Annotated in this window: 6 protein-coding genes; 3 read left to right on the top strand and 3 right to left on the bottom strand. The window is 48.0% G+C overall.

Features of this window, described 5'->3' with window-relative positions:
* The first annotated feature begins 275 nt into the window (after positions 1-275).
* On the top strand, positions 276-2,159 hold the full coding sequence (locus tag ACJJJA_RS20425) for a diguanylate cyclase (protein WP_444903227.1): 1,884 nt from the start codon (positions 276-278) through the stop codon (positions 2,157-2,159).
* 1 nt (position 2,160) lies between these two features.
* Here ACJJJA_RS20425 and pstS read toward each other — a convergent pair whose 3' ends face one another.
* Positions 2,161-3,246 carry a phosphate ABC transporter substrate-binding protein PstS gene (pstS, locus tag ACJJJA_RS20420; RefSeq protein ID WP_444903226.1) on the bottom strand — a complete coding sequence of 362 codons (1,086 nt, stop codon included), beginning with the start codon at positions 3,244-3,246 and terminating at the stop codon, positions 2,161-2,163.
* A gap of 129 nt (positions 3,247-3,375) precedes the next feature.
* Positions 3,376-5,307 (bottom strand): PhoX family protein, encoded by a 1,932-nt coding sequence (locus ACJJJA_RS20415; protein ID WP_444903225.1) that lies wholly within the window; start codon positions 5,305-5,307, stop codon positions 3,376-3,378.
* Between the two features lie 267 nt (positions 5,308-5,574).
* Here ACJJJA_RS20415 and ACJJJA_RS20410 point away from each other — a divergent pair, with 267 nt between their 5' ends.
* On the top strand, positions 5,575-8,205 hold the full coding sequence (locus tag ACJJJA_RS20410) for a TonB-dependent receptor (RefSeq protein WP_444903224.1): 2,631 nt from the start codon (positions 5,575-5,577) through the stop codon (positions 8,203-8,205).
* A 101-nt stretch (positions 8,206-8,306) separates the two neighbouring features.
* Positions 8,307-10,259, top strand: coding sequence for a phytase (locus ACJJJA_RS20405; protein ID WP_444903223.1), 1,953 nt, complete (start codon positions 8,307-8,309; stop codon positions 10,257-10,259).
* 588 nt (positions 10,260-10,847) lie between these two features.
* On the opposite strand, the gene ACJJJA_RS20400 is transcribed toward ACJJJA_RS20405, so the two are convergent.
* Positions 10,848-11,858 (bottom strand): serine hydrolase domain-containing protein, encoded by a 1,011-nt coding sequence (locus tag ACJJJA_RS20400; protein WP_444903222.1) that lies wholly within the window; start codon positions 11,856-11,858, stop codon positions 10,848-10,850.
* Positions 11,859-12,235: the final 377 nt, after the last annotated feature.

The raw sequence follows: 12,235 nt of genomic DNA, 5'->3' as shown, positions 1-12,235 counted from the left end.
ACAGTGGAGTAATCTCTGTGATTAAGGATTAGTAATGAATAGGGGAATTGCTGCAATGTTGTGTCTTTTATGTAAATTCGAACTTTAGTGGTTGCTAGTACCTATGGTGCTCCGATTGAGAGCCAAAAGATACGCAAAACTTCATTGAGGGGGCGGATTGATCACTGTGAAAGCGTTAGCTAGCCAGAATGTCTCGCGTTAAGTGAGAGGCTGTCATTTACTGCTTTGGAGGAAGGCATTATAAGGGGTAAGTGTTATCCCCGCGCGCCAAGACTATGAAAGACAGAATAATAAGACTGCGGTTACTGGATCTTTGGCGTTCTATTTTTAAGTATTGGTACATCCGTCCCTCTTTCTATGTTTTTCTACTTTTAACCTTCTATGTCCTTTTCCTGCCCAAGATTCCGGTATGGGCGCATACTCCCCTGGACGTGAACACCAATGAGCAGGGGGAAAATTCCACCGGACTCCATGCGATATGGCACGACAAGGGTGGAGAGAGTGATATTTATAGTGCACGACAAGCTCATGAGCAGGGGAAGTTTCGCACTTTGGAAACAGCGGGTTCCACCGGTCTAAGCGCCGGTGTTTTCTGGTCTCACTTTACGTTGCGCAATCGCGACAGCCACCCGCTAACCCTAAATATTGAGTATGTCGATCACCAGCTGGTCGGTTTGCAAGCTTTTAGTCGGAAGGCGGGCAGTGGTGATCTCTTCCGCGAAGTGAGCAACCTTTCTATTTATGAGCCTTTTGCCCGTCGGCAGGTGGCGCATAACCGTTTTGTTTTTCCAGTGACCATCGCACCGGGGACCACTCAGGAGCTAATGGTAAGGTTCGATTCTGGCGAATTGGGTGTGGTCTTTCCCAGTCTGCGTATCTGGAGCCCCCAGGCATTGCAACAAAACAGTAAGGGTGAGACGAGCCTGATCGCTTTTCTGTTTGGAGGCTACTTTTTAATGGCGGTCTTTGCCCTGGTGGGAGCGATCGCAATCAAAGAAAAGATTCTCTATATCTATTCTTTCTACTGCGCCAGCAAAATCCTGGTGTGGGGCACGGTGCTGGGATATACCCATCAATACCTGATGATCGGCAGCTTCCACTGGGGATACGGCTCTCTTAGTGGAGCTGTGGCAATTATGGCCGGGCTTGTCTTTGCACGGACATTTCTCAAAACTCGTCAGTTCACGCCAAAGTTGGACTTCCTCTTACAGCTGATGTTGCTCAACGGTGCTTTCCTGATTGGTTGCGTGTTTTTAGAGCTGAAGGCCCTTTCCCAAATATCCATGATCATCGCGTTGCTTTGTTATCCCCTGGTCGTGCCGATCGCGATGATTCGCTGGCGCCAGGGAGAGAATGCTGCAGGAGTGTTTGCCTTGGGGTGGGCCACCCTAGTGCTGGGACTACTGGTGCAGGCTATGCGTGATCTCGGTTATGTGGTGCACAACCCAGTCAACTACTATTGGCCGCCGGTGGCCTCTTTTGTGGAGATGCTGGCGATTATGGCAGCGATCGGTTTAATGGTGCAGCGCCTGCGGTTGCAGAAGGATCGGGCGGAAAAAAAATACCTGCAACAGCTGGAAGTATCCAAGATCGATCTTGAGGAGTTGGTGCAGTCACGCACTCGGGAGTTGGAGGCTGCCAAGGCCAGGGCAGAGTTGGAGGCACGTACCGATCCACTTACCGGCATTCACAATCGCCGCAGTTTTTTTGAGGAGTCCAATCTTTTGCTCAAATTGGCTCAACGCAAGCAAATTCCCCTGGGTATATTGATGTTGGATATAGACCGCTTCAAATCAATCAATGATCGCCACGGCCACCTGATCGGTGATCAGGCCTTGTGTGCTACTGCCCGGGTAATAGCCCAGCATGTGCGTGAAGTGGATGTGTTTGGGCGCATAGGCGGTGAGGAATTTGCACTGTTGGTTAGTGCCGATGGCCCAGGTACGCTGGCTGTTGCCAAGCGTATCCATGAAGATATCGCCAAAATTATGATCAAGTCCGCTCTGGGGCCGGTGCAGTTTACCGCTAGCATCGGTGTGGCCCAGCTGCAGGGAGAGAGAGACGTGCTGGAATTATTGCAGCACGCCGACAACGCTCTCTACCGGGCCAAAAGGACCGGCCGCAATCGTGTATTAGAGTATGCGGTGGCGGAGGGCTGAGCTACTGCACATAGGTCACTGCGTTGAGCACCCTGATACGCACGTTTTCCGGTAGAGGTACCAGACCGATATTGCCGGCTTCCGATTGGGAATTTTGGCTCAACATAAAGACCAGCATCTGTCTTAGAGCCTGAGCAACATCATCTTTCTGATTGGCGTAGAGCAGCAACCAGGAAAAGCTGGTAATCGGGTAGGCATCTTTCCCTTTGGGGTCCCAGACCCAGGCGATCAGGTTGGGTGCGCCGCTCACAGGCAGTTTACTATCGGGAAATTCCACTTCTTCTAAAGCAGCTACTCCGCTCTTGGCATTGGCTTCGATAAATTGGCCCGCGCGATTTTCCAGGATTGCTACCGGTAAATTGACGATGTTGGCAAAGCCGTGCTCCACATAACCGATAGCGCCGGGTATTTCTCGTACTTTGGCCGCTACACCCTGGTTACCTGGTGCGATTTTAAAGGTCGACAGCCGGGGCCAGTCGGGTGTGCGGTCCAGTCCAATATTCTCACGGAATTCTTCACTAACGGCGCTGAGGTGGCCGGAAAAAATATAGGAAGTTCCGGAGCTCTCGGAGCGGGTAACCACTGAAATATCTGTGCGTGGTAATTTAATATCTGGATTACTGGCGGCGATGATCGGGTCGTCCCAATGGCGGATCTTGCCCATAAAAATGCCCACATAGGCTTCCCGCGACAGCTTCAATTTATCGATACCCGGTAAATTAAACACTAACACCACTTGCCCGGCAGTGACGGGTAATACAACACCTCCCTCCTTAAGCTTCTTGAGTTCATCGATTTCAATGGCCGCATCTGAGGCGGCAAAATTAACAGTATGGCCGAGAAAATCGCTGATGCCGTCGCCGCTGCTGCTCATTTCGTAAAAAATAAAAATATTGTTCTCGCGGTGGGTAAACTGGCGAAACCACTCCACATAAATCGGATAGGGGAAACTGGCGCCACTGCCGCGCAGATTAACGGGGTTTTCTGGCACCTGGGCTTGCACTTGTAGGCCGAAGAGTGAAATGCCAGCGGTCACCGCCAGTATGGCTACAAGGCGGCGTAGTACCGCGGTGTACCTTGATAACATGGGCTACCTCAACTAAAGGGTCACCGGTCTCTTATTGGAGACCAGCGACGAGCCGCCAAAAATAGGCTTCGATTAAAAAATTCTAGCAGGACCGGCGGCTTCGTGTGAAAGCGCGCCGTTCTGGGATGACTAGCTGCCCACTTCACCGCCATCGTCCCTATAGATGGCCAATACCGAGGGGCGCGGTGGCAGTTCCGGGTTGTTATCCGGCCAGCGGTGTAAAGGGTGGTCGTAAGTAGAGTTGAGGGCGTCGGCAGGGTGTTGCACTGCGATAAACAGAGTTGTGCCATCGGGAGTAAACTCGGGGCCGCACACCTCAGCGCCCTGCGGGCATCCAAAGAAGTGTTTGGGTGCGGCGCGCATTTGTCCCTCGGTGGCCATGGCCCAGAGGCCGTCGTGGAAGCCGAAACGCTCGCAGCCGTCAGTGGCCACCCACATGTTGCCATGAGGATCGAAGGCGACATTGTCCGGGTTGGTAAACCAGCCGTGATTAGAAATATTGTAAGTGGATTGCTGCCCGTAAGCGCCGCGCTCCACGGGATTCTCCGCATTGGGATTGCCGCCAAGTAAAAACTGGTGCCAGCGGAATTGGTCGCTGGTGTGATCTCGGCCGGTTTTTTTACCAGGCATGGCCGGGGGCACAATTTCCAAAATATGCCCGGCAGTATTTTGGTGACGGGGATTAGCTGCATCCACACCGTCTTCGGCGCGGCTTTTATTCTTGGTTAACATCACATAGGTGCAGTCGTTGTGGGGATTGGTCTCTACATCCTCCGGGCGGTCCATAGGAGTGGCGCCCAGCAGTACAGCGGCCTGGCGTGCGTCAATCAAGACATCTGCTTGATTGTGAAAACCGTTGTTGCTGTTTAGAGGGCCCTGCCCAAAAACTAGTGGCAACCATTTCCCACTTCCATCCGCATCAAAGCGTGCCGCATAGAGGGTGCCTTCGGTCAGTAAATTGCGATTGTGGGTTGGATCTTTGGGCAGATAAGCCTCTTTGGAGACATAGCGGTAAACGAACTGATGTTCGTCGTCATCGCCGCCATAGGCCACCACTGGTTGGCCCGGCTTACAGGCCAGGGTAAAGCCCTCGTGTTCAAAGCGGCCTAGGGTGGTCAGCTTGCGCGGTATAGATTGCGGGTCGTAGGGGTCGTATTCCACCATCCAACCAAAACGATTGGGTTCGTTGGGTTCTTGCTGTATATCGAAGCGTTGGTCGTAATCACCTAGGTTGCGATTGTGGGGTCTTACGCCGAAGTCACGGTGATTGCGCGCCTCGCGAGTATCCTCGACTTTGTTGGGATCTCCTTGGAAGGCGCCACCAAATCCCTCCTCGGCCATCAATACTGTGCCCCAGGGAGTCTTGCCACCGGCGCAGTTGCCAATGGTACCGAGCACCTGGGTGCCAGAGGGATCTGCGGTTGTTTGCAAGCGTTTGTCTCCGGCGGCGGGGCCACTAATTTGCATCGGCGTGGTCGCCGTGATGCGGCGATTGTAGGGGCTCTCCAAAACCGGCTGCCAGCCTTTGTCGGTACGTGTAATTTCTATTACCGAGTGGCCACAGGCGGCTAGTTCTATGGCTACATGCTCGGCACTGACTCCCCGCGTGGCACTATACTCATCGTTGTAACCAGAGAACATCAAGTGTGGTTGGGTGTACTCGTGATTTACACATAGTAGGCCGCGATAGCTGTTACCACTCTGGCAGTGGATATCTCCGTGCCCGGCAGGGGTATTCTCCGCCAATGGCATAAAGGCGATAAAGTCGTTGTTATAGCCAAAGCGTTGAGATTGCCCCTTCGCCGTCAATTGTTTCGGCTCAAATTCTTTGAGGTTAGCGACAATGGGGTCGCCCCACCGTAGCAGGATATCGGCGCTGTAACCCTGCGGTAAATGATGTTTGAAGTCCAAGCTGTGGGGAACTTCCTGAAATGAGAGATTCTCCCGATGATGCTCCGATCCGCAGCCAGGCATAAAGCTGGTTGCGGCGCCCGCAGCCGTGGCACCACCAATGGCCTTCAATAGCTTTCTACGATCAGGGTTTTCAGGAGAATCTTTCATTGCTGCTGCTCCGTTGCGGGGAACCTAATAAAATTAAATTAACCTGACCTAATTAAATCGATGACATATCTTTTACGCAATCGATTAATTAAAAGAGGTTAATAAAAAGCGATAAATAAATAAGAATATTTAATTTATCTGGGAATTTTTCCAGCTATTTCTGAAAGCTTGATGACAGCTTAAAAAAATCGTCATGTAAAGTTCATAGTCGCCTACTAGTCTGCGCCCCAATAAATACGCCGCCGGCACTAATTGGAGTGGGACGCCATGAAAAGCACAACCATCAATTTTCGAACGCTCAACACCCCCGTTACCGCGCTTTCCATAGCAGTTTTTTGTGCTAATAACGGCTTGAGTGCCAATGCTTATGCACAAGAGAGCCAGACCCGCACCATGGAAACGGTGACGGTTACCGCTCAGGCCAACAATGCGCGCAGCGACCTGGATCGCCAGCGTGACTCCAACCAGCTGGTGGCAGTACAAACTTCTAATGCCATTGGTGAGTTGCCGGATGCCAATGTAACAGAGGCCCTGCAGCGGATGGCTGGAGTTTTTATTGCCCGCGACCAGGGTGAGGGACGTTTTGTGGGGGTGCGCGGTATTGATCCCAACTTGAATGCCGCCAGCATCAATGGCGTCAGTCTGCCCGCACCAGAAATTGGCAGTCGCGCTGTGGCTCTGGATGTCATCCCCTCAGACCTACTTGCCAGCTTAGAAGTATTCAAAACCCTTACACCGGATATGAGTGCAGACTCCATCGGCGGGGCCATAGAAATCAAGAGTATTAACGCGCTGGACTACGATGGCAGTCGCTATAAATTCAGTGTTGAAAACAGTTATAGCGACCTGCAAGAGGAGCACAGTCCAAAATATGCAGCCACCATGACCAATGTTTTCGATCTTGATGGCAACAGGCGCTTTGGTGTCGCTCTGGCAGTCAGTCATCAGCAGCGAGGTTTCGGTTCTGAAAATATTGAAACCGATGGTAGCTGGGAAGCGCTTGTGGCCGAGGACGGTAGTGAGGGGATTGGGGCAACTGAAATAGAACAGCGGGATTACACCATTACTCGTGAGCGCACCGGTATGGCCGCGAATTTCGACCTGAAATTGAGTAGTGGTGCACGAATCTATCTGCACAATCTCTATTCCGACTTCTCAGATCAGGAGATCCGTCAACGCAATTCCTGGAAACTGGATGCAGAGCGCGATGAGCCAGAGACGATCTCCAGACATAGCGCCATTTGGGAAGAGGCGGCATTGGAAAAATCCTTGAAAGATCGTCTGGAAGAACAGGAGATTATTTCAACAGTATTGGGTGGAGAGCATAATTTCGAACAATGGGGTCTTGCCTACGTGCTGGGTTATTCTTACGCGGAGGAATCTGAGCCACATCGCCGCGATACCGACTTTGTCCTTGAACCACTGCGCCTGGGTTATGTGGAAGCGGGAAAAACTCCGCGTATGGAAGTGGACAGTAGCGACGCTGAAAAAATATTAGATCCCGCCAATTATCAACTGGACGAGTTGGTTATTGAGGATAATTTCTCCGAGGATGAAGAGTTGAGTTTACGTCTGGATTTTACCAGGGAGATAAACTGGGGCACCTATGACTCAACTGTGCAATTTGGCCTGCACGAACGCCAGAGGGAAAAACGCGGTGATCTGAATGCCAGCGTTTATGATGGTTTTGCCGGTGACTATACCTTGGCAGATTTTGTTCGTAACGATATTGATTACCGTCTCGATACCTTCGGACCGGGAGTTAATCCAGGCAATCTCAATCTATTTATTAATCGCAATATTGCCAGTTTTGAGATGGATGAAACTGAAACCGCCCTCTCTTCTGCGCGTGATTACCAGATGCAGGAAGATATCAGTGCGCTTTACGTAATGAATACCATCGAACTTGATCGCGCTCAATGGGTCTTTGGAGTGCGCTATGAACGCACCGATTTCAGTGCCGAAGGAATGCGTGTGATTGAATCCGAAGAGCCAGTACCCGGTGCCGAATTCATTGCCGATGAGGTCTATGCAAGTGCGGTCAATTATCAGCGCGATTACGATCACTTCTTCCCTAGTGTAAACTTCAAGCTTGATTACAGCGATAATATTGTGCTGCGTGCGGCCTACACCGAGTCCCTGTCGCGCCCCTCGTTTGGCCATCTGAATCCCTCGCCGGTGCAAATTGAGTACGACGATGGTGAGCTGGAAGTGGAAGCCGGCAATCCAGCTCTGCAACCTTATGAATCTCGCAACCTGGATTTCTCCGCAGAATACTACGCGGATCATCTGGGTATGCTATCGCTGGGATTGTTCCACAAGTCTATCGATAACTTTATTGTGATGTCCGATGTTTCCAGTAGCGCGGACTTTACTCAGTATATCGGTAACCTGATAGTGGAAGAGGCCGAAATACTTCAGCCTATCAATGGTGAAAGGGCACGGATTAACGGTGCGGAACTGGCTTGGACACAGGGCTTCGATAATGGTTTTCTACTGCGTGCTAACGCAACCTACACAGACTCTGAAGCCAGTCTAGGATTGGGGCCGGATCGTCAACGCAGCGACAAAATTTCTATGCCATCCCAAGCAGATCTGGTGGGAAATTTTATTGTCGGTTATGAGCGAGATGCTTTTAGCCTGCGCTTGTCTGCTGCTTTTCGCAGCGAGCGATTGCTGGAGGTAGGTATGGAGGATGCATCCCGTGATCGTTATGAAGAGGATCACTTGCAATTGGATCTCTCTGTGCGCTACCACTTGAACAACGGTTTACTGCTGACATTCACCGGAGTGAATTTGACCGATGAGCCTTATTATGTGCATAACTCTGGTTTCAACGGTCAATATGAAGAGTACGGGCCGACTTATGCCCTGGGCCTGAGTTTCAGTACTTTCTAGCGGGACAACATCTAAAACATTTTTAATAAAATTACGGTGTTTATGCACTGCAAGGAGCCTCACACAGGTGGGGCTCTTTCTCCGGAATTGAATGGCTTTCCATGAAAAAACTGCATTTTATTATTGCGATCATGCTCGCCGCTGCGCTACTCGTTAGCTGTGGTCACGATGTGGATTCTGTTTTACGCATTAAAAAGGCCTTGCCGCAACGGGTAATTCCCTTGGGTGCGATAGACGCAGAACAGATTCTGCCGATACGGGTTGGGACTGAGCAATATTTATTGCTTGCCAGCGAGCGTCGCGGTTTGCTTGTAATAAATTCCTACGGAGAAATACTCGCCTCCCAAGAGGAAAGGGTGGAACGCCTAGCCGTACAAGCTCTGCCTAATGAAACTTTACTGGTGGCCTCCTACGATGAGCGCCTGGCGCAAATAAATTTACATGAAATACGCCACAGTGATGGTTCAAATAACGTAAATTTTAGGCTACTGGGTAGCCAGAAAATGCCAACGCTACAGAGTGCCCTGTGCTTTTCCCAACAAGAACAGCGCACTCATTTGTTTAGCATTGGTGAAGATGGCATAGGTCGTGAATATTTATTATTCCCAGCCCAACAACAGTGGCAGATGCAAGAAGTACGTCCACTCTATTTTGGTGAACAAGTTAATGCTTGCGCAGTAAACCCACACTCCCAACGCCTGCTAGTATCTCAACCACCCATTGGAATCCTGAGCTTAAATACGAACGCGGAAAAAGATGAGCAGCGTAAATTATTCCTCAGTGCTCAATGGCTTGGTGAAGACTTCGGCAATCTATGGTTTGATGCTCGTAGTGAAAGTCTGTGGCTGAGCGCAGGTGATCAGATACATCGCTACCGACTGCCTTTTTCCTCAGAGGAGCCAGAGTGGCAACTTCATATTAACGAGAACCACTCGGCAGTCTCCCCAGTATTCTTAAATGGTCAGCTCTGGGCCCTGGATGTTGGTCGGGATCAGCTGTTGGTTTTTGATGATGTGGAAATTGATTACTTAGAAACTGAGTCTACAGGATTTGATCCCGAGAGCGGTGATTCAATCGTCAGTGTATTTGCTCGCAATCAGACGGACCCGGTAGAGTCATTTGGTGATGCTGCTGATGATCCTGCTATCTGGGCCAATAAATCCCAGCCACAGAATAGCTTGATTTTGGCAACGGACAAAAAAAGTGGCCTGAATATTTACAATTTATCGGGAAAGCTGCTCGAACATTTTGCTGTGGGGCGTGTTAACAATGTGGATATCCGCAGTATTGAACATCCTCATTATAGTGCATTAGCGGCAGCATCTAACCGCTCGACCCCCGGGGTAAACCTCTTTGCCATCACGGCTGAAGGGCATGTTGAGCACCTGGGGCTACGCACTATAAATTTGCAAGATCCTTATGGCCTATGTTTGCAGAAAACCAATAATCAGTTTTTTGCTTGGGTATCGGATAAAGATGCTGCCTTGCACCAGTTTGAAATTGATCTTGGCGAGAATCCTACAGAATTTTCGTTAAAAAAGCATACAGAAATAGTCGTAAATAGCCAGGTTGAAGGCTGTGTCGTCGATGATAAGTGGCAGAGGCTCTTTTTTGCTGAGGAGGATCGGGGGATTTGGTCACTGGGCCTTAAAAAGCAACAGAATAGTGAATACCAGGCTAAATTGGTTGCTGAAGTGGATGGTCAGACCCTGGTGGATGATGTGGAAGGGCTCGCCCTCTACCTAACAGAGGATAGTGGTTACCTGATCGCCTCTAGCCAGGGTAATGACAGTTATGCGTTATTCACACGTGATGGTAATGACTTTGTTGGTCATTTTAGGGTAACAATGAATATACGCTCAGGTATCGATGGAAGTTCTGAAACCGATGGTCTGGATGTTACCAGCCTGAATCTTGGGCCGGAATATCCAATGGGTTTGCTTGTTGTCCAAGATGGCAGGAATCGTCTGCCCAATGCCAAGCAGAATTTCAAATTTATTGATTGGTATACGGTGAGTGAGGCATTGGGTTTGTCGGTCTTTGTTAAAAATTAACCATTTATATTTTTTATGACAAAAACCTGATGGAATTTTCTATAGAATTGCTATGAAAAATATCGGGATTCGTCTTTGCTATAAACCTGATATACATAATAAAAATTGTTTTCTATATTTCCTGCTCCAAGCTATGATCTAGCGTTGTTGGTTATAGTGATTTTGATTAAATTTTCCATCTGAGCCAAAAAAACAAAATTTGGTGAAAGATTAAATCTAGGAGATCTCTGAATAATTCCGCGATTCCTTTGGCCTTCAGAGTAGTTTTCAATCAAAATGCTGCTTTGCAGGAATACCTAGAATTTCCAAGAAGTTGCAATACCAAATGTAAATCGCTCTGAAACCCTTAAGGGGCAGGCCATATCTGCCACGTTCCAGCTCTTACAGAGGGTTAGTACTATCCGCGGCTAACCTGTAATCCCTAAGACTCGCAGAGGCATTAAGGAATTATTTAGAGGCTCCGCTGCATCCCCGATAATGATTTTTGACTTATTAATGGATTAATTGTTGGGGCAGGTTTTGTATAGGTGATATATTTGCTTATTAACCAGCTCTTTAAAATCCCAGCTACTAACTGCCCCTGCGACTTTAAAGCTTAAATTCAGGAATATATTCAGCTGCAATTTTATCTACAAACTGGATTGGCAATCCGCCAATTAAATTTGTAAGAACAACTATGGATAGTTTATCCTCCGGATAGTGAATCATAGTTGCCGCATTTCCGCCGCTCGCACTAACTGCACGGTGATGTTCCCGATCGATAACTTGCCATCCAATAGCATAACCATTCTCTACATGATTAAACCCAGCAGTTTGGCCATTCTTTAAAGTGATCGGTGTCCAAAGAGAATGGAGGTTTTTGAGCAGCTTTTTAGACTGCAAGGCAATAAGATATTGCGCAATTTCTGTTGCTGTTGAATTCATGCCAGCTGCACTTTGTAATATGTAAGGGAATTCAACGTAGTTATTTTTGTGCTGGCCCTTATCGGAATCGTAGAGATATTGCCTTGCATGATTGTTAATAGGACGCGTCATGTGTTCAAAGCCGGCATCAGCTGTTAATTTCATATTGGCGATTTTAAGCTGATTATCGGTAATGAATTTTGGGAAGCCACCTTGTACGTATTTATCGATTATTTTACCGATAATAACATAACCCGTCTGATTATAACTAAACTGTGTGTTTACTTCAGATTTTAAAGGTAATTCTTTTACTTTGTTCCATGCAGCATCTGGGTTGCCACGAACAACCAAGTCAGCAAGATAACCACTGAAAATATTGGGCAGCCCAGAAGTGTGTGCCATTAAATGTTTTATCTTTATTGACTTCCAGTTGGCAGGTAAGTCAGTAAGGTGTTTGCCAATCTCATCATCTAAGGAAAGGCGTCCTTGCTCTGCGAGCTGTAGCAATGCAACACCCGTAAACGCCTTAGTCATTGAGTTAATTGGAAATACAGTGTTGGATCTTACCGGCACATTGTCTTGTAAATTAGATAATCCATAATTTCCCAGTTTGATTATTTCACCGTTTTTAACGATGGCCAATTGGAGACCAGGGATTTGGCGCTTATCCATGATACTTTTGATAAGATTATCCACAGAGTCTGCATATGCTGGAAAACTGATGGATATCATAACAACAGCTAGAATTGTTAAGCGTAGTCTAGTTAGTAATCGAAGCGTATAATTCATAAACAATATATCCTTATTGTTTTCCAATCTTGGGGGAGCTTTATAGCTGAATTGTCTTTTTTATAAAGAATATGATCAACGTTATAGCAAGACTGTTATCTTGCCATAGATTCTTGAAAGAAGGATGTTTTACTATAGAAATGTAATTATTTGTAATTTCTATTTTTCATGGATATTTATGCAGCCAATGTATTTATAGGCTAAATTATTGCTGCTCAAATATACTCAAAATAAATACACACTTCTTTATGGCGAATATCTAAGGTAGCAAGTATTTATATATA

This window comes from Microbulbifer mixtoriginis (SeqCode), assembly GCF_052466865.1.
Note: the sequence above shows the minus strand (reverse complement) of the source record. Positions and strands in the feature narration are given on the sequence as shown.